This is a genomic window from Mycobacterium sp., assembly GCF_035640695.1.
GTDB lineage: Bacteria > Actinomycetota > Actinomycetes > Mycobacteriales > Mycobacteriaceae > Mycobacterium.
This window is the reverse complement of sequence record NZ_DASQVQ010000038.1, coordinates 21,642-40,631: the sequence shown is the minus strand read 5'-3', so window position 1 is coordinate 40,631 and position 18,990 is coordinate 21,642. Positions and strand designations below refer to the sequence as shown.

The 18,990-nt window shown below is 67.7% G+C and carries 15 protein-coding genes; 4 read left to right on the top strand and 11 right to left on the bottom strand.

Translation table 11 applies throughout. The annotated features are described in order from the left end of the window. Positions 1 to 20: 20 nt before the first annotated feature. The 3 genes from VE759_RS04535 to VE759_RS04525 form a co-directional block, all read right to left on the bottom strand. Complete coding sequence (locus VE759_RS04535; RefSeq protein ID WP_324928621.1) at positions 21 to 1,664, bottom strand: acetolactate synthase large subunit; 1,644 nt, start codon at positions 1,662 to 1,664, stop codon at positions 21 to 23. Continuing rightward, the gene (locus VE759_RS04530) at positions 1,661 to 5,893 is read right to left on the bottom strand and encodes an alpha-(1->3)-arabinofuranosyltransferase domain-containing protein (RefSeq protein ID WP_324928673.1); all 4,233 of its coding nucleotides are present in this window, start codon (positions 5,891 to 5,893) and stop codon (positions 1,661 to 1,663) included. Before VE759_RS04530 ends, VE759_RS04535 begins: the two co-directional genes overlap by 4 nt. 73 nt (positions 5,894 to 5,966) lie before the next feature. After that, positions 5,967 to 6,140 (bottom strand): DUF2613 domain-containing protein, encoded by a 174-nt coding sequence (locus VE759_RS04525; RefSeq protein ID WP_324928619.1) that lies wholly within the window; start codon positions 6,138 to 6,140, stop codon positions 5,967 to 5,969. A 167-nt stretch (positions 6,141 to 6,307) separates the two neighbouring features. On the opposite strand from VE759_RS04525, the gene VE759_RS04520 reads away from it, so the two are divergent. Both VE759_RS04520 and VE759_RS04515 read left to right on the top strand, forming a co-directional pair. Further along, positions 6,308 to 7,435: a glycoside hydrolase family 3 N-terminal domain-containing protein gene (locus tag VE759_RS04520; protein ID WP_324928617.1), complete on the top strand. Its 1,128-nt coding sequence runs from the start codon at positions 6,308 to 6,310 to the stop codon at positions 7,433 to 7,435. A gap of 65 nt (positions 7,436 to 7,500) precedes the next feature. Continuing rightward, complete coding sequence (locus tag VE759_RS04515; RefSeq protein ID WP_324928615.1) at positions 7,501 to 8,133, top strand: TetR/AcrR family transcriptional regulator; 633 nt, start codon at positions 7,501 to 7,503, stop codon at positions 8,131 to 8,133. Here VE759_RS04515 and VE759_RS04510 read toward each other — a convergent pair. Together VE759_RS04510 and VE759_RS04505 are read right to left on the bottom strand one after the other, a co-directional pair. Continuing rightward, positions 8,130 to 8,981, bottom strand: coding sequence for a MaoC/PaaZ C-terminal domain-containing protein (locus VE759_RS04510; RefSeq protein WP_324928613.1), 852 nt, complete (start codon positions 8,979 to 8,981; stop codon positions 8,130 to 8,132). The genes VE759_RS04515 and VE759_RS04510 overlap by 4 nt on opposite strands. Positions 8,982 to 8,991: 10 nt before the next feature. Beyond that, positions 8,992 to 10,347: a 3-oxoacyl-ACP reductase gene (locus VE759_RS04505; RefSeq protein WP_324928612.1), complete on the bottom strand. Its 1,356-nt coding sequence runs from the start codon at positions 10,345 to 10,347 to the stop codon at positions 8,992 to 8,994. 105 nt (positions 10,348 to 10,452) lie between these two features. On the opposite strand from VE759_RS04505, the gene VE759_RS04500 reads away from it, so the two are divergent. Then, positions 10,453 to 11,760: an acetyl-CoA C-acetyltransferase gene (locus VE759_RS04500; RefSeq protein WP_324928610.1), complete on the top strand. Its 1,308-nt coding sequence runs from the start codon at positions 10,453 to 10,455 to the stop codon at positions 11,758 to 11,760. A 325-nt stretch (positions 11,761 to 12,085) separates the two neighbouring features. Here VE759_RS04500 and VE759_RS04495 read toward each other — a convergent pair whose 3' ends face one another. Then, positions 12,086 to 13,921 carry an acyl-CoA dehydrogenase gene (locus tag VE759_RS04495; protein ID WP_324928607.1) on the bottom strand — a complete coding sequence of 612 codons (1,836 nt, stop codon included), beginning with the start codon at positions 13,919 to 13,921 and terminating at the stop codon, positions 12,086 to 12,088. Positions 13,922 to 14,236: 315 nt separating this feature from the next. Between VE759_RS04495 and VE759_RS04490 the strand changes: the two genes are divergently transcribed. Beyond that, positions 14,237 to 14,722, top strand: a complete 486-nt coding sequence (locus VE759_RS04490; protein WP_324928605.1) for a flavin reductase family protein — start codon at positions 14,237 to 14,239, stop codon at positions 14,720 to 14,722. A 24-nt stretch (positions 14,723 to 14,746) separates the two neighbouring features. Here VE759_RS04490 and VE759_RS04485 read toward each other — a convergent pair whose 3' ends face one another. The 5 genes from VE759_RS04485 to VE759_RS04465 all read right to left on the bottom strand — a co-directional run bounded on the left by VE759_RS04485 (position 14,747) and on the right by VE759_RS04465 (position 18,871). After that, entirely contained in the window at positions 14,747 to 14,899 is a 153-nt protein-coding gene (locus VE759_RS04485) for a hypothetical protein (protein WP_324928603.1), read from the bottom strand. A 52-nt stretch (positions 14,900 to 14,951) separates the two neighbouring features. Further along, positions 14,952 to 15,698, bottom strand: coding sequence for a succinate dehydrogenase/fumarate reductase iron-sulfur subunit (locus tag VE759_RS04480; RefSeq protein WP_324928601.1), 747 nt, complete (start codon positions 15,696 to 15,698; stop codon positions 14,952 to 14,954). Next, positions 15,699 to 17,615: a fumarate reductase/succinate dehydrogenase flavoprotein subunit gene (locus VE759_RS04475; RefSeq protein ID WP_324928599.1), complete on the bottom strand. Its 1,917-nt coding sequence runs from the start codon at positions 17,613 to 17,615 to the stop codon at positions 15,699 to 15,701. Positions 17,616 to 17,658: 43 nt separating this feature from the next. After that, a complete protein-coding gene (locus VE759_RS04470; RefSeq protein ID WP_324928597.1) occupies positions 17,659 to 18,474 on the bottom strand; it encodes a hypothetical protein in 816 nt (271 codons plus the stop codon). A 103-nt stretch (positions 18,475 to 18,577) separates the two neighbouring features. Next, complete coding sequence (locus VE759_RS04465; protein WP_324928595.1) at positions 18,578 to 18,871, bottom strand: hypothetical protein; 294 nt, start codon at positions 18,869 to 18,871, stop codon at positions 18,578 to 18,580. Between the last annotated feature and the right edge of the window lie 119 nt (positions 18,872 to 18,990).

The following is an 18,990-nucleotide window of genomic DNA, read 5'->3' as shown; positions in this document are numbered from 1 at the left end:
GCCCGACCGTCTCGGTCGCCCTACAGCACTTCGTCGAGGTGACCGAGAGTATCGGTCAAGCGCAGATTTTCCGAGTAGTCAACCGGGCACGCGATCAGCGAAACGCCGTCGTCGTCGAGCGCGGCCTTCAACGTCGGCAGCAACTCGTCGGCGCTGTTGATGCGATATCCCTTGGCGCCGAAACTGTCCGCGTACGTCACCATGTCGGGATTGCTGAACGACACGTAGTGATGCTCACCGAGTTCGAGGTCCATCTTCCATTCGATGAGCCCGTAGCCGCCGTCCTCCCAGATCAGCACGACCAGCGGTATGCGCTCCCGAACCGCCGTCTCGATCTCCTGCGCGTTCATCAGGAATGCGCCGTCGCCCACCACCGCCAGCACCTTGGAGTCGGGTTTGGCGAGTTTCACCCCGAGCGCCCCGGGTAGCGCAAAGGCCATGGTGGACAGCCCGTTTGAGATCAGGCAGGTATTGCATTCATACGTGGGGTAGAGCCGGGCCATCCACATCTTGGTGGCGCCGGTGTCGACCAGCACGATATCGCTGCGGCCCAGCGCCGCGCGAGTGTCGGCGACGATCCGCGCAGGCGCCAGCGGAAAGCGTGAATCTTGCTGCCCACGAGAGAATTCCGCGCTGAGCAGATCGCGTCCGGGGGCGGCGTCGCCGTCGAAGTGCCGCCCGTCCAGCGCGTCGGTCAGCGCGTTCAACGACGCACTGATGTCGCCGATGATCCCGACATCCACCGAATAGTGCGCATCGACTTCGGCGGGGAAGCGGTGCACATGGATGATTTTCTTGTCGCCGTCCGGATTGATGCGAACGGGGTCGAATTCCTGCAGCTCGTATCCCACCGCGATGATGACGTCGGCGGTTTCGAACCCGAAATTGGCGTAGTCGCGGGTCATGAACCCGATCGTCCCGATGCTGGTCGGGTGATCGTCGGGCATGACGCCCTTGCCGTGGAAGGTGTTCGCGACGGGAATGCCGAGCCTGTCGGAGAACCGGATCAGCGCCGCGGTGGCCCGGGCGCGGGCGGCGCCGTGTCCGGCCACCACGACCGGCCGCTCGGCATTGCGCAGGATGTCGGCCGCCCGCTTGACCTGGTTGGGTGCCGGCGCCTCGGCCCGGACCACGTTGCGCGGCAGCGGTTTGAGGTCGTAGTCGGTGTCGTCGGCGTCGATGTGCTCGGGCACGGCCAGGTAGACCGCGGCCGGGCGCTCGCTCTCCGCGAGCTTGAACGCCTTGCGGAACATCTCCGGTATCGCGCGGGCGGTCGGCACGCCGTCGGCCCACCGGGTGATCGGCGCAAACATTGACACCAGGTCGACGTATTGGTGCGACTCCTTGTACTCGCGGTCCTGGCCGACCTGTGCGGAGATCGCGACCATCGGCGTGCTGTTGGTGGTCGCGTCGGCGACCCCGAGTTGCATGTTGATCGCACCCGGGCCCAACGTGGTGGACACCACCGCCGCACGGCCGGTTACCCGGCCGTACATCTCCGCCATGAACGCCGCGCCCTGCTCGTGCCGGGTCAGCACATAGCGCAGGCTCGACGCCGCCAACGCCCGAACCAATCGGATGTTCTCCTCGCCCGGTAATCCGAATACCACCGAAACGCCCTCGGATTCAAGGCACTTGACTATCAACTCGGCGGCCTTTGTCATCCGGCTCCTCCATCCGCGCCGCTCACTTCGCGGTCCTGCTCGCCACGATAGTTGCCCGGCCCGACCGTGATCGACACCACCGTCGCTGCAACTGCGCCAACCGCGATCAGCGCCAGCAACTGAACGCCCCACGAGTGTCCGACATAGCCGCCCACTGCGCGCCACGGGTGCCGTGACAGCACCGCTCCGGCGAGGATCAGGCCCCCGGCCGCGGTGCCCACCGCGACGGCGTCGCCGAGCCGTTGGCGGGTGCGCAGAACGTGACGTGCGGCCAACGCGATGCCGAACACCACGACTCCGGCCACGCCCGATATCAGCGCGCCGACGGCCAGCACCGCCACCGCCGCCAGCGGTCCCGGCCGCCATGGCCGCGCCGCTTCCTCCGGTCGCGGCGGCCGGCGCACCGGCAACAGCGCCAGCAGCACCAGCAGCGGCAGCAGGGCCAAGCCGCCGGCGAGGGCGGCGCGATAAAGGTCGTTGGACGCGAACGTCAGCGTTATCGTCCCGGCCGTCCCCGCGGGCACCACCCAGCCCTGCTGCCAGCCATTGACGGTGACCGGCGTCAACCGGACGCCGTTGGCGGTGCGCGCGACCCAGCCGGGGTTGACACTCTCCGGCACCACCAGGACCCGCGACATCGGCGCCGGGTCGGTGCGGACCTCGCGGCGGCCGGGGCCCCATGTGCCGGTGTCGGCCGGCCTGGTCGGGGCCGGCGTAGAGGGCCCCGTGGCGACCGCATTCGCGGTGTTCAGCCGCGCCCCGTCGACGATGAACGCCGCGCCGGGGCTGATCAGCAGTTCCTGTTCGCCGGCCGGCAGCGCGATCGGCGCTCGATCGCACGGCTGTGCGGGGATGGGCTGCCCGTCGAGCAGCGCACCGACCGTGGTGTGGATGGACGTCGGCACGAAGCGGCCGGCGATCGCGATCATCGGCCCGCTTCCACACCCGACGGTGACCGGCCGGGCCCGGTTGCGCGCGGCGTCGGCCGCCGCGATCGGCCGGCCGTCGCTGCCCAGCGCCGCCAGTTCGGCTATGCCGGGCGGCTTGAGCTGGTCGAAGCCCAGCGCGGTGCGGTCGATGACGTCGTCCCAATCCAGCACGCTGACCGTGACGGTGTCGGTGACCCGCGGCTTCAGCGCCAGCGTCTGCCCCCCGTCGCCGTCCCGGTCGGTTCGGATCTCGTGCACCTGCGGGCCGTCGCCGAGATCGACGGCCACCACGGTCGGGTGAGCGGGCAGGGTCGACGTGCTCGGTGTCAGCCGCAGCCCGGTCACCTCGGTGGGTCGGGGCAGCTTCAGCGTCAGATTGGGCGCGGTTCTGCCGTGCACCACGTTCTGCGGCGCGATCCACGCGGTGCGCGGATCGCCATCGGTGGCGGCGTAGGCCGAACCCAACACGTCGATCACGTCGGCGTCGCCGCCGGCGCGGGCGGTGCCCGGCTCGCTGATCAGGTCCGCGAGCGCCGGACCCTGGCGCGGTCGCATCCACACCGCCGGCGTCACCGAGACCGGCGCAGGCACCGTCAACGTGCGGCCGAAGTTGACGGGCTCCTCCGGCGACGCCGCCATCGTGGCCGCGCAGTGCATCCGGTCGGCGGCGGCCGCGCACCCCGGCCGCCCCTGAAACTCCGAGCCGAGATCCCACCCGTTGACCGTCGAACCCTTCGGCGGCGCCGGCACCGTCACCGTATGGCGCAGGTTGACCGGGTGAGCGAAACCGTTTGCGTCGTATTGCGTTACCGCGACGTCAATGATGCCGAATTGCACGCCGGCGGAGCCGTCGTCGGTGCCCGCCGCGGTGATTCGCACCCACGGTGTCTCGCCGTACGGCAGCGCCGCCGTGACCGGTTTGCCCGCCTGGTCGTACCGCAGCGTGGTGGTGCCGTTGACGGTGGCGAGCTGAACCTTGCGGACCTGCGCGCCGACGGCGGTGGCACTCGGAGTGATCGTGATCGTCGCGTTGGTGACGGGCTTGTCGAAGTCGACCTGCAGCCACTGGCCGATCGCGGCCTGCAGCGCATTGGACACCCAGCTGGTGGCCGAGTCGCCGTCGATCGCGGCCGCCGCCGCCGTCGCGGGCGCGACATTGGGCAGTGCGGTGGCGTCCGCCGCCGAACTGGACACGGTCAGCCGGCCGCCGGCCCAGTCGCCGTACCGCGCCTCGGTGCCGGCCGGATAGTCGGGCACCCGGTTGAACGTGTTGCGGCGATCGTCTTTGGCGCGGACCGCCGAGGAGTGGTCGTCGACGCGGCCGTAGTCGGTCTCCCGTGCCAGCGGGGTGTCGGTGACGGTGACCGACGAGGCGGGCAGCCCGGCGCGCCGGGCGTCGCTGGTCATCAGCACCGGGCCCACCGGCGGCTCGCCCGCCAGCCGCCGGCGCTCGTCGAGCCGCAGCAGCACCTCGGGCCCGCCGTCGACGCGGGTCATCGCGCCGGTGTCGGCGAAGTACGGCGCGCCGGGATTGCCGTTCGTGCGCACCTGGTAGATCTCGACCGCCGGATACCGCGGCCGCAGGTCGCTGTCGGCGACGAAGCCGGGCACCGTGCCCGCGCCAACCGGATCACCGAACTGGGTGACCTTGCTCAGCCCGGGGGAACCATCGATTGCCCGGTGCACCAGGATCGGCCGCGTCGACCGTGACGTGTCGGGGTCCAGATCGTTACGTACCACCACATACGAAACGCCTTGGCGGGCAAGGGTATCGGCCAGACCCGGGGACGGTCGTCCCGCGGCGATCAGCCGTTGCACCGAGTCAAGCGCGCGAATGGTCTGCGGCGGCGTCAGCGGGACCGAATCCCTTACCCCCCAAGGGCTTTCGCCGAGCACCTGCAATGGCTCGTCGTGGCTGGTGCCCCACACCTGGGTGGCGAACGGCGACCCGGGGACCACGAGCACCCGCCCGGGCGCCGGCGTGCCCGTGTTGTGTTCGGTCAGCCAGTCGGCGGCGTCGTGCCAATACCGCGGGATCGCGCTGAACGCGCCCGATGGTGCCAGCCGTCCCGTCCACGCCAGCGACGTCGCGGCGGCCAGCGCGGCGAGCACCACGATGCCGACCGCGACCCGCTTGTCGTGTTCGGGATGCGCGAACGCGTTGAGCCAGGCCCGTCGCGGCGCGGTGCCCGGCAGCGGGATACCGCCCAGCAGCTGCGCCAGCCCGAGTACCAGCGGCAACCGCAGCACCGGGTCGAGCTTGTGCACGTTGCGCAGCGGCGTGCCGGCCCCATCCAGAAACGCCTGCACCTCGTGTGCGATCGGCGAACCCAGGCCGCCCGAGTAGCCGGCGGCCAGCAGCACGACGCCGATCAACAGCATCGTCACCAACCGGCCGCGGGCAGGCATCGATCGCATCGCCAGTCCGACCAGCCCCGCCGCCGCGACCAACGTCGTCGCCACGATCGCCACCGGCCCGGTCACCAGCGACTGGGCCGCGGTGGCCGTCGGCGCGACAAACGGCGACCACGTCTCGGTGCCCCGCAACATCTCCACCAGCGAGGTCCACTGCGTCGTCACCCCGGACGATTCGATGAAGTCCAAGAACGGCGGGCTGATCCGGCCCAGCAGCACCAGCGCGACCATCCACCACGAAACGGCCAGCACGATGCCGAGCGCCCACCATCCGGTGAATCGCCACCACAACCGGTTCGGCCGGTGACAGGCCCACCAGATCAGGGCGGGCAAGCAGCCGGTCAGCGTGGCGACCGCGTTCACCGCGCCCATCAATGCGATCGCCACCGACGCGCGCGCCGCCAAGACCCGCATCGACCCTCCGCCCCGTAACGCGAGGATCACCGGCAGCATCACCCACGGCGCCAGCATGATCGGCAGCGTTTCCGACGAGATCGAGCCAAGCGTCGTCAGCACGCGCGGCGAGAGCACGAATGCGATCCCGGCGATGACCCGCGAGCCGGTGCTGCCGATGCCCAGCGCCTCGGCGACCCGCAGCACACCCCAGAAGCCGATCGTGAGCAGCAGCGCCCACCACAATCGCTGGGTCATCCACCCCGGCAGTCCCAGCAGATGCCCGAACAGAAAGAAGGTGCCGTGCGGGAACAGGTATCCGTACGCCTGGTTCTGCGCCTGGCCGAACGGCAGCTCGCTGTTCCACAGGTTCGCGGCGCGCTCGAGGAAGCGCAACGGGTTGGCGGTGAGATCGAGCTTGGTGTCGGGGGAGATCAACCCCGGGGACTGGGCGAACGATCCGATCAGTGCCGCGGCCCCGACGGCCCACAGCCAGCGGGTCGAAACTCCGTCGGTGACCGGCGGCGCAGCGGCCGCGGGGGGCGCCGGGCTTGGCGCCGCCGGGCTAACTGCGGTTGCCGTACTCGACCCGGTTGAGCACCGACGACTGCGGATCGCCGGCGGTCAGTGGCGGCTTGGTGTCTTGCTGCACCATCAGCGTGATTCCGAAGATCGCGGCTGCGCCCAGCAGCAGCCCGACCACGATGCTGGCCGTCGCGGGCAGCACGAACCGGTTCATTGTTGTTGACTCCTAGCGTTCGGCGCGCGGTTGTTCGACAAGGTAGCAGAGTCAGTCAGCGGCACGGCGGAACTACCGGCACCGGACGCGCGCGCACCGGTTTGCGGACGTGCATCTCATCATCCCCGCCGACCCCCGGTCGCACCGGCGCATGACAGCATGGCCCGATGCGCTTCCTGATCATGCTCGCCGCGGTGCCCGCGCTGGTGCTGGCGTGCACGCCGGCCGCCCACCCGCCGGCGAAACCGGACCGGGCCGCCGCCACCGTCCCGCCCGCGCCGGCGCCGTGCGGCAACGCGGCATCGATGTCGACCCGTGACAAGTTGGCGCAGCTGTTGATGGTTGGTGTGAAGGATGCCGCCGACGCGCGGGCGGTGGTGGCAGACCACCACGTGGGCGGCATTTTCATCGGCGGCTGGACCGATCTGTCGATGCTGACCGACGGCTCGCTGACCGAGATCGCCCGCACCGGCGGCCCGCTGGCGCTTGGGGTCAGCGTCGACGAGGAAGGCGGGCGGGTGTCGCGGCTGGCCGCGCTGATCGGACCGGCGCCGTCGCCGCGGGCGCTGGCGGAGACCAGCACTCCGGACGAGGTCTACGCCCAGGCGCGGGACCGCGGCCAGAAGATGCGCCACCTCGGCATCACGATCGACTTCGCCCCGGTCGTCGACGTCACCGACGCGCCCGCCGACAGCGTGATCGGTGACCGTTCGTTCAGCGCGGATCCCGCCGTGGTCATCGATTATGCCGGGGCTTACGCCCGTGGCCTGCGCGAGGCCGGGGTGCTGCCGGTGCTCAAGCACTTCCCGGGCCACGGCCGCGCGTCCGGCGACTCGCACGCCGCCGGCGTCGTCACCCCGCCGTTGGACCAGCTGCAGAGCGTTGACCTGGTGCCGTACCGAACGTTGGTGACTCAAGCGCCGGTCGGCGTGATGATCGGGCACATGCAGGTGCCCGGCCTGACCGGAAGTGATCCGGCGAGTCTTAGTCCGGCGGCGTATGCGCTGCTGCGGTCGGGCGGATATGACGCGCCGCCGTTCGGCGGGCCGGTGTTCACCGACGACCTGTCGACCATGCGGGCGATCACCGACCGCTACGGGGTGGCGGAGGCGGTGCTGCGCAGCCTGAAGGCCGGGGCCGACACCGCGCTGTGGGTGACGACGGACGAGGTGCCCGCCGTGCTCGACCGGCTGCAGTCCGCGCTGGCGGCCGGCGAGCTGTCGCAGGCCGGCGTCGACGCAGCTGTGCAGCGGATGGCCGCCGAAAAGGGCCCTAATCCGCGGTGCGGCGGCTGAGACGCAACGAATTGCTTACTCTTAAGTCAGCTATGGCTTCCCGAAACGGCACGAAAGGTTCACGAATGGCTGGGGGCACCAAGCGGTTGCCGCGGGCCGTTCGTGAACAGCAGATGCTCGACGCCGCGGTGCAGGTGTTCTCGATGAACGGCTATCACGAGTCGTCGATGGACGCGATCGCCGCGCAGGCGCGGATATCCAAGCCGATGCTGTACCTGTACTACGGCTCCAAGGAGGAGCTCTTCGGTGCGTGCCTGAGCCGCGAGCTGGCCCGGTTCGTCGAGACCGTCAGTACCGACATCGACTTCGAGCAGGGCCCGAAAGACCTGCTGCGTAACGCCATTCTGTCGTTCCTGCGCTACATCGACGCCAATAGGGCGTCCTGGATCGTGTTGTACACCCAGGCCACCAGCTCGCAGGCGTTCGCCCACACGGTGCGCGAGGGACGCGAGCAGATCACCGACCTGGTGGCGCGGCTGTTGCAGGCGGGCACGCGAAATCCAACGCCGGACGCCGACTTCGAGATGATGGCCGTCGCGCTGGTGGGTGCGGGCGAGGCGGTGGGCACCCGGGTCAGCACCGGCGACGCCGACGTCGACGAGGCCGCCGAGCTGATGATCGGCCTGTTCTGGCACGGCCTCCGCGGCGCGCCCAGTGCCGAGACGACGTCGAAGTCCGTCACCTCCGGGTCGGCTTAGAGCGAAGTCACCGTTCCGGTCAGGTGTGGGTCGCCCTTCGAAAGGTTGCGCAGCGCCAGCTCCCAGCCGTCGGAGACGCGGTCCACGTAGAGCCCGACCCGGGCCGGGAGCACAATCGGCTTGCCGAACCGCACCGAATAGTTCACCGCCTCCGGCAGCAGTCCCTCGATGTTGCCCAGTACCGCTGCGGCGGTGTACATCCCGTGCGCGATCACGGTCGGGAATCCGAACAGCTTGGCGGCGATCGGATTGGTGTGGATCGGATTGTGGTCGCCGCCGACCGACGCGTACCGGCGGATCGTGCCCGGTGAGATGGACAGCACCCCGTTGGGCGGCGGCAGCTTCTGAGGCTTCTTCGGTTCGGGCTTGGGCTCGTCAGACAGGCTGGTGCGTTGCTGGTGCAGAAACGTCGTGATCTGGTGCCACGCCCTGTCATTGCCGACGTTGACTTCGGTGACCACATCGACCAGCAGGCCCCGGCGGTGTTCACGCAGGTTCTCGGCGTGCGTTTTGACGTCAACCGTATCGGTCACCGAGATCGGCCGGTACTGGGTTATCTGGTTTTCCACATGCACCGAACCCATTGCGGCGAAAGGGAAGTCAAAGCCCGTCACCAGCTCCATCACCACCGGGAACGTCACCGCGAACGGGTAGGTCAGCGGGACGTGGTCGCCGTAGCGCAGGCCGGTTACTGCCGCGTACTGCGCGACGTTCGAGCGATCGATCTCGATGCCCTCGACGCTGATCGTGCGGTCGGGCAGCGTGTCGCCGCGCGGGATGAACGGCAGCGCGCCGGCGGCTGCCCGCAGCAGGTTGCGCAGCCCGCTCGGTTGGGAGTGTTCGGTCACGGTGCTCACCCTATGCGCCCATCATCGCCTGGCCGCAAACCCGGATGACGTTGCCGGTCACCGCGTTCGACGCTGGGCTGGCGAAATACGCGATGGTCTCGGCGACGTCGACGGGCTGGCCGCCCTGCAACAGCGAATTGAGGCGCCGGCCCACCTCGCGGGTGGCCAGCGGGATCGCCGCCGTCATCTGGGTCTCGATGAAGCCGGGCGCAACCGCGTTGATCGTGATGCCCTTGTCGGCCAGCACCGGCGCCATGGCCTGGGTGATGCCGATCATGCCCGCCTTGGTGGTGGCGTAGTTGGTCTGGCCGCGGTTGCCGGCGATGCCCGCCACCGACGAAAGACCGACCACCCGGCCGCCGTCACCGATCGACCCGTTGCCCACCAACCCCTCGGCAAGCCGTTTCGGCGCCAGCAGATTGACCGCGAGCACCGCGTTCCAGCGGTCGTCGTCCATGTTGGCCAGCAGCTTGTCGCGGGTGATGCCGGCGTTGTTGACGAGGATGTCGACGCGACCGTCGTAATGTTCACGCAGGTGTTCGGTGATCCTGTCGACGGCGTCGGCCGCGGTGACGTCCAGCGTCAACGCGGTGCCGCCGACGCGGGTGGCGGTGTCGGCCAACGCCTCCGCGGCCTTCTCGACGTCGACCGCGATCACCTTGGCACCGTCGCGCGCGAACACCTCGGCGATCGTCGCACCGATGCCGCGGGCCGCGCCGGTGATGATGCCGATCTTGCCGTCAAGCGGCCTGTCCCAGTCCGCGGGCGGCGTCGCATCGGCGGCGCCGACATAGAACACCTGACCATCCACGTAGGCCGACTTGCCCGACAGGATGAACCGCATCGTTGACTCCAGCCCGGTGGCCGCCGGTTTCGCGTCGGGCGCCAGGTACACCAGTTGTGCGGTCGCGCCCCGGCGCAGCTCCTTGGCAAGCGACCGAGTGAAGCCCTCGAGCGCGCGCTGCGCGATGCGTTCGTCGACGCCGCCGGCCGCCTCCGGCGTGGTGCCGACCACCACGACCCGGCCCGACCGCCCCAGGTTGCGCAGCAGCGGCGGGAAGAAGTCGTGCAGTGCCGTCAGCCCTTCCGGGGTGGTGATCCCGGTCGCGTCGAACACCAGGCCGCCGAACGAATCGGCCCAGCGGCCGCCCAGGTTGTTGCGTACCAGTTCGTAGTCCTCGGCCAACGCGCTGCGCAGCGGCTCGACGACGCGGCCCTCCCCGCCGATGAGCAGCGATCCCGCCAGCGGTGGATCGCCGCGCCGGTAGCGACGCAGCGTCGGCGGCTGCGGAACGCCCAACTGCTTGGCCAAGAAGGACCCTGGGCCGGAGTTGACGATTTGCGAGTACAGATCGGTCGGGGCCACTGAGTTGCCTCTCGTGTCGCTGATTGCCTGTCGAGGACGAACTTACTCTTCAGTAATAAGGGTGAGTAGTATGGCCCGTGAAGCCCGATCGACAGTGGAGGCACAGTGGCCAACGACAAGACTTTCCGGCGAGTCGCCGTCTTGGGCGGCAACAGGATTCCGTTCGCACGATCGGACGGTGCCTACGCCGAGGCGTCCAACCAGGACATGTTCACCGCCGCGCTCGGCGGTCTGATCGACCGCTTCAATCTGAGCGGCCAGCGGTTGGGCGCGGTGATCGGCGGTGCGGTGCTCAAGCACAGCCGCGACTTCAATCTGACCCGCGAATGTGTGCTCGGCAGTTCGCTGTCGTCGTACACGCCGGCGTTCGATCTGCAGCAAGCCTGCGGCACCGGCCTGCAGGCGGCGATCGCCGCCGCCGACGGCATCGCCGCGGGACGCTACGAGGTGGCCGCCGCGGGTGGCGTGGACACCGCGTCGGACGCTCCCATCGGGCTCGGCGACAACCTGCGACGGACGCTGCTTGGGTTGCGCCGTGCGAAGTCCAACGTCGACCGGCTCAAGCTGCTGGGCAAGCTGCCGACGTCGCTTGGCGTGGAGATCCCGGTGAACAGCGAGCCGCGCACCGGGCTGTCGATGGGTGAGCACGCCGCGATCACCGCCAAGCAGATGGGCATCAAGCGCGTCGACCAGGACGAGCTCGCGACGGCAAGCCACCGCAACCTCAGTGCGGCCTACGACCGCGGCTTCTTCGACGATCTCGTCACGCCGTTCCTGGGCCTGTACCGCGACAACAACCTGCGGCCCGACGCGTCGGTGGAGAAGCTGTCGAAGCTCAAGCCGGTGTTCGGCGTGCGGGCCGGCGACGCGACGATGACCGCCGGCAACTCGACGCCGCTCACCGACGGCGCGTCGGTGGCGCTGCTGTCCAGCGAGGCCTGGGCCGAGCAGCACTCACTGGAGCCGCTGGCCTACTTCGTCGACGCCGAGACCGCGGCCGTCGACTACGTCAACGGCGTGGACGGTCTGCTGATGGCGCCGACGTACGCGGTGCCGCGCCTGCTGGCCCGCAACGGCCTGAGCCTGCAGGACTTCGATTACTACGAGATTCACGAGGCATTCGCGTCGGTGGTGCTTGCGCAATTGCAGGCATGGGAATCCGAGGACTACTGCAAGGAGCGGCTGGGCCTGGATTCCGCCCTCGGGTCGATCGACCGGTCGAAGCTCAACGTCAATGGGTCGTCGATCGCGACCGGGCATCCGTTCGCCGCGACCGGCGGACGGATTGTCGCGCAGCTCGCCAAGCAGTTGGCGGAGAAGAAGAAGCAGACCGGCGGTACCGGCACCGTTCGCGGCCTGATTTCGATCTGCGCGGCCGGCGGGCAGGGCGTCGTCGCGATCGTTGAGGCCTGATCGAAAAATCTCGGATCGGCTGTAACGCGGCCGTCGCCGGCATCGATAAACCGGTAGCCCCGTGTTGCCGTCTGACCCCCCGACCCGACGACAGCACGGGGCATCCTTTCCCTCCGAGTGACCGCCGCCGGCAAGAGGGGACCCGGCGGCGGTCACTACTTCCTCGCCGGCCGTGTCCGGAGTAAAATGCCAGGCACGACGGGTTCGGGAAAGACTGGTCCGAAGAGCCGGCATAAGAGGTGAAAGCCGGCGGCGCAGGATAAGCGAGACGCCCTCAGGTGTCGTCCCGAACCCGCCCTTTATGCGCCGAGCAAGACATGCATGATCAGAAGGCCGCTTCGGGCAGCTCCATCACGTCGTTGTCGAGGTTTTCCACCACGGTGCGCGTGCTGGTCAGCAGCGGCAGGAAGTTCTTCGCGAAGAACGACGCCACCCCGATCTTGCCTTCGTAGAAGTCGCGATCCGCACCGGCGGCGCCCGCGTCCAGCGCCTGGATGGCCACCGCGGCCTGACGCTGCAGCAACCAGCCGATCAGCAGGTCGCCGACGCTCATCAGGAACCGCACCGAACCCAGGCCCACCTTGTACAAGCTGGTCGGATCCTCCTGAGCCGCCATCAGGTACCCGGTCAGCGACGCCGCCATGGCCTGCACGTCCTGCAGCGCCGTGGCCAGCAGCTCACGCTCGGCCTTCAGCCGGCCGTTGCCGTCCTCGTTCTCGACGAACTGCTCGATCTGCCCGGCCACGTGAGCCAGCGCCACACCCTTGTCGCGGACGATCTTGCGGAAGAAGAAGTCCTGCGCCTGGATCGCGGTCGTGCCCTCGTAGAGCGAGTCGATCTTCGAGTCGCGGATGTACTGCTCGATCGGGTAGTCCTGCAGGAAGCCCGAGCCGCCGAGCGTCTGCAGGCTCTCAGTCAGCTTCGCGTAGGCCTGCTCGGATCCCACACCCTTGACCACCGGCAGCAACAGGTCGTTGACCTTGACCGCCAGCTCGGCGTCCACATCGTGGACCGCCCGGGCGACCGCGGCGTCCTGGTAGGTCGCCGCATAGGTGTAGATCGCCCGCAAGCCCTCGGCGTACGCCTTCTGGGTCATCAGGCTGCGGCGCACATCGGGATGATGGGTGATCGTGACCCGCGGAGCGGTCTTGTCGGTCATCTGGGTCATGTCGGCGCCCTGCACGCGGTTCTTCGCGTACTCCAGCGCGTTCAGGTAGCCGGTCGACAGCGTCGCTATCGCCTTGGTGCCGACCATCATCCGGGCCTGCTCGATCACGTCGAACATCTGCGCAATGCCCTTGTGCACCTCACCGACCAGCCAGCCCTTGGCGGGCACGTCGTGCTGACCAAAGGACAACTCACAGGTGGCCGAGACCTTCAGGCCCATCTTGTGCTCGACATTGGTGACGAACACGCCGTTGCGCTCGCCGACTTCGCCGGTCTCGAAGTCGAACAGGAACTTCGGGACGAAGAACAGCGACAGACCCTTGGTGCCCGGGCCCGCACCCTCGGGGCGGGCCAGCACCAGGTGAAAGATGTTCTCGAACAGATCGCCGGAATCACCGGAGGTGATGAACCGCTTCACGCCCTCGATGTGCCAGGACCCGTCGTCCTGCTTGACGGCCTTGGTGCGCCCGGCGCCCACGTCCGAGCCGGCATCGGGCTCGGTCAGCACCATGGTGGATCCCCAGCCCCGCTCGGCGGCCAACACGGCCCACTTCTTCTGCTCTTCGGTGCCGAGGTGGTACAGGATGTTGGCGAACCCGGCGCCGCCGGCATACATCCAGACCGCCGGGTTGGCGCCGAGGATGTGCTCGTGCAGCGCCCACATGAACGCCTTCGGCATGGGCATGCCGCCCAGCACTTCTTCGATACCGGCCCGGTCCCAGCCGGCCTCGAGCACAGCGTGCACGGACTTCTTGAACGACTCGGGCAGTGTCACCGAGTGCGTCTTCGGGTCGAACAGCGGCGGGTTGCGGTCACCGTCGACGAATGACTCGGCGATGGGTCCCTCAGCCAGGCGGCTCATCTCGGCCAGCATCTCTTTGGCGGTGTCGGTGTCCAGCTCGCTGAACTCGCCCTCACCGAACACCCTGTCCACGCCGAATACCTCGAACAGGTTGAACTCCTGGTCGCGGACGTTGCTCTTGTAGTGGCTCACATTTCCTCCTCGTCGAGAAAGCCACCTGGGGTTGGGTACTCATTGCTAAGTTACCCACCAGTAACCTGACTCAAACTATACCGATCAGTAACTTGAACGCAAGTTAGTGTGACGAATATTCCAGTGGCTAACCCGGCGGCGCCTCCAATCCAAGCGGTCTTGACACCTGCTTAACAGCCGTTTACCTGTGCCAACGCATATCCGGCGGAGTCCGTGACGCGGATCACTCGCAACGCCTTTCCGGAAGCGTTGACGGACCGCTCGCCGGTACCGGTAAACCGCAGCTCGGGCGTAGGGTGAGTCGGGGAGGGTGGCATGGGCTCCGGCAACTTGACTGCGGCGTCGCTTCGCGAGGCGTTCGGGCACTTCCCTACGGGTGTCATCGCGATCGCGGCCGAGGTCGACGGCACCAGGGTGGGCCTGGCCGCCAGCACGTTCGTCCCGGTGTCGCTGGACCCGCCGCTGGTGTCGTTCGCGGTGCAGAACACCTCGCAGACTTGGCCGAAGCTCAGGGTCCTGCCGCGGCTGGGCATCAGCGTGCTGGGCGAGTCCCACGACGAGGCCGCCCGCGCACTGGCCGCCCGCACCGGTGATCGCTTCGCGGGGCTGCGGACCGTTTCCACTGCCAACGGCGCGGTGTTCATCGACGGCACCAGCGTCTGGCTGGAAAGCTCGATCGAGCAGTCAGTGCCGGCCGGCGATCACACCATCGTCATCCTGCGGGTCAACGACATCACCGTGCATCCCGACGTGGCGCCGATCGTGTTTCACCGGAGCACTTTTCGCCGGCTCGGCGCCTGACGCCGAGTCGCCGTTCGTGCACCCCTAGGGCCGCTCGGACAGTTCCTGGCGGTAACCCTGGATCCGGCGCTCGATCTCGGCCGCGTCGTCGTCACGGCCCTCTTTGCGAGCGAGGTCGGCGCGAGCGGATAGCTCCCGGATTGCCGTGCGAATGTCGTTAATGCTCGTCGCGTCCATGCTTCGAGGCTTCCCCGGTTGGACCGACACCGACACTGTGACGACTCGACAACTAGCGACGGAACAATTTGTTACCCAACCACACCACCGGGTCGTACTTGCGGTCGACCACCCGTTCCTTCATCGGGATCAGCGCGTTGTCGGTGATCTGGATGTTCTCCGGGCACACCTCGGTGCAGCACTTGGTGATGTTGCAGAACCCGAGGCCGTGCTCGTCCTGCGCCGACATGCGCCGCTCCAGGGTGTCCAGCGGATGCATGTCCAATTCGGCAATGCGCATCAGGTAGCGCGGACCGGCGAAGGCCTCCTTGTTCTCCTCGTGGTCGCGGATCACGTGGCAGGTGTTCTGGCACAGGAAGCACTCGATGCACTTGCGGAACTCCTGTGAGCGCGCCACGTCCTCCTGCTGCATTCGGTACTCGCCCGGCTGCAGCTCCTTCGGGGGTGCGAAAGACGGGATCTCCCTGGCCTTTTCGTAATTGAAGGAGACGTCGCTGACCAGGTCGCGGATCACCGGGAACGCCCGCAGCGGCGTGACGGTGATGACTTCGTCCTCGCCGAACGTCGACATCCGGGTCATGCACATCAGCTTGGGCCTGCCGTTGATCTCGGCCGAGCACGACCCGCACTTGCCCGCCTTGCAGTTCCACCGCACCGCCAGGTCGGGCGTCTGGGTTTGTTGCAGCCGGTGGATGATGTCGAGCACGACCTCACCCTCGTTGACCTCCACGGTGAAGTCCTGCAACGCGCCGCCGGAGCCGTCGCCACGCCACACCCGCAGGTTCGCGTCGTAGCTCATCTACCTTCTCCGTCCTGGATGGTCGGCCAGCTCTTCGTCGGTGAAGTACTTGTCGAGCTCATTAATCTCGAACAGTTCCATCAGGTCTGGGCGCATCGGCACCTGTTGCTCCTTGCCGATGCCGACGTCGGGGACGACGGGATCGCCGGCCGTTGCCCGGCACACCAGTAGCGTGTTGCGCCACTCGGGTTCCATCGAGGGGTAGTCGTCGCGGGTGTGGCCGCCGCGGCTTTCGGTGCGTGTCAGCGCCGCCTTCGCCACGCACTCACTGACCAGCAGCATGTTGCGCAGGTCGAGCGCGAGATGCCAGCCGGGGTTGAACTGCCGGTGGCCCTCGACCAGGATGTTGCGGAACCGCTCCCTGAGCTCGTCGAGCCGCGACAGCGCCTCGTTGATCTCGTCGGCGTTGCGGATGATGCCCACCAGGTCGTTCATCGTGTCCTGCAGGTCGATCTGCAGCTTGTACGGGTTCTCCGCTGCCGCGCCGTCTTTCGGTCCGTCGAACGGGGCGAGCGCCATCTTGGCGGCCGCGTCAACGGCCTCCGGCGGCACCGCCGGCCGGTCGGGAAGCGCGCGCACATAGTCGGCGGCTCCTAGCCCGGCGCGACGGCCGAACACCAGCAGGTCCGACAACGAGTTGCCGCCCAGTCGGTTTGACCCGTGCATGCCGCCGGAACACTCGCCGGCCGCGAACAACCCCGGCACCGTCGCGGCGCCGGTGTCCGGGTCGACCTCGATGCCCCCCATCACATAGTGGCAGGTGGGGCCGACTTCCATTGCATCCCTGGTGATGTCGACCTCGGCCAACTCCATGAACTGGTGGTACATCGACGGCAACCGGCGTTTGATCTCCTCGGCCGGCAGCCGGGACGCGATGTCGAGGTAGACCCCGCCGTGCGGTGAGTTCCGTCCCGCCTTCACCTCAGAGTTGATCGCGCGGGCCACCTCGTCGCGAGGCAGCAGATCCGGTGTGCGGCGCGCCGAGTCGTTGTCCTTGAGCCATTGGTCGGCTTCTTCTTCGGTCTCCGCATACTGGCCCTTGAACACCGGCGGGATGTAGTCGAACATGAACCGTTTACCCTCGGAGTTCTTCAGCACCCCGCCGTCGCCTCGCACGCCCTCCGTGACGAGGATGCCCTTCACACTGGGCGGCCATACCATCCCGGTCGGATGGAACTGGACGAACTCCATGTTGATCAGCGTCGCGCCGGCCCGCAGCGCCAGTGCGTGTCCGTCGCCGGTGTACTCCCACGAATTCGACGTCACCTTGAACGACTTGCCTATGCCGCCGGTGGCCATCACCACCGCCGGCGCCTCGAACAAGATGAATCGTCCTGTCTCGCGCCAATATCCGAATGCGCCCGCGATGCGGTCGCCCTCCTTGATGAGCTCGGTGACCGTGCATTCGGCGAACACCCGGATGCGGGCCTCGTAGTCGCCGAGCTCGGCCTTGTCCTCCTGCTGCAGCGAGACGATCTTCTGCTGCATGGTGCGGATGATCTCCAGTCCGGTGCGGTCGCCGACGTGGGCGAGTCGCGCATACGTGTGGCCGCCGAAGTTGCGCTGGCTGATCCGCCCGTCCTTGGTGCGGTCGAACAGTGCGCCGTAGGTCTCCAGCTCCCACACCCGGTCCGGCGCCTCGAGGGCGTGCAGTTCGGCCATCCGCCAGTTGTTCAGGAACTTCCCGCCGCGCATCGTGTCGCAGAAGTGCGTCTGCCAGCTGTCCTTTTCGTTGGCGTTGCGCATCGCAGCCGCGCAGCCGCCCTCGGCCATCACGGTGTGCGCCTTGCCGAACAGCGACTTGCCCACCACGGCCACCCGCAGGCCGCGCTCCCGGGCCTCGATCACCGCGCGCAGCCCCGCGCCGCCGGCACCGATCACGACCACGTCATACGCGTGTCGTTCCACCTCAACCATGAGTCCTCACTTGCCTTTTCGCGCCTCTGCGCGCAACGAACTGTCAGCCAATGAATCTCAGATCAGACATGGTGCCGCTGGCCACCAGCATGATGTAGAAATCGGTGATCGCCAGGGTGCCCAGCGTGATCCAGGCCCACGTCATGTGGCGGGTGTTCAGCTTGCTGACCTGTGTCCACATCCAGTACCGCACGGGATGCTTCGAGAAGTGCTTGAGTCGGCCGCCGGCGATGTGCCGGCACGAGTGGCACGACAGCGTGTATATCCACAGCAGGATCACGTTGACGGTCAGAATGATGTTGCCCAAACCGAATCCGAAACCCGACGGTGAGTGGAACGCCGTGATCGCGTCGTAGGTGTTGATCACCGAGACGATCATCGCCACGTAGAAGAAGTAGCGGTGACTGTTCTGAATGATCAGCGGAAACCGCGTTTCGCCGGTGTAGCGTGAATGTGGTTCGGCCACGGCACATCCCGGCGGGGATTGCCAGACCGCCCGGTAGTAGGCCTTGCGGTAGTAGTAGCAGGTGATCCGGAAGCCAAGCAGGAACGGCAGCACCAGCATGCCCAGCGGAATCCATGGCGGGAAGTGGCCGAACCAGACGCCGAGGTGGCTGGCGCCCGGTTCACACGATGCGCTGACGCAGGGCGAATAGAACGGGGTCAGGTAGTGGTATTGGTGCACCCAGTACGCGCTGCCCCAGAACGCCCGAACGGTCGCATAGATGATGAACGCGGCCAGACCGAGGTCGGTCAGAAGCGGACCCACCCACCACCTGTCGGTGCGCAGCGTGCGTTCTGGGATCGCCGCCCGATGCGGCGACAAGACGCCGGTGCGCTCGGTCGCGGGTGCGCTCACACTATTCGCCCTTCTTCAATTAGATAGGCCCTCGAGATTTCGGTTGCTCAGACCAACCCCGAGTCAATGCGGCAACAACCGTACACGCGCCGAAAGACCGGCCTCAACGCTGCCCGCCGACACCCTCGTCGTCGACGTCGCGCCAGAAGTCGGTGTCATATTGGGTGTCCGGCACCGGGATCTTCTCGCCGGGGTGCTGGTACGCCCCGGCGCGCCCGAGATCCAGCTCCGCAGCGTCGATGTCGAGCCGCTCGACGTCGTTGAGCAGCCGGTCGGCGTCGTTGACAAGGCGGCGCATGGCGGGGGTGTCGCCGCACTTGGTCTTCAGGGACGTCACGCATTGCCGCACGCTACCGATCAGGCGGTGCAGCTCGTCGAGTTCTGCTGGGGCGGTCAACGGACCTCCTTGGGTGACGGTGTCACGGATCACAGTGGTTGACTCGATGCTAGCGACATGATGAGGAACACGTGACACCGGTCACGGCCGCAAATGCGCTTACACCACGGAGGCTGGAG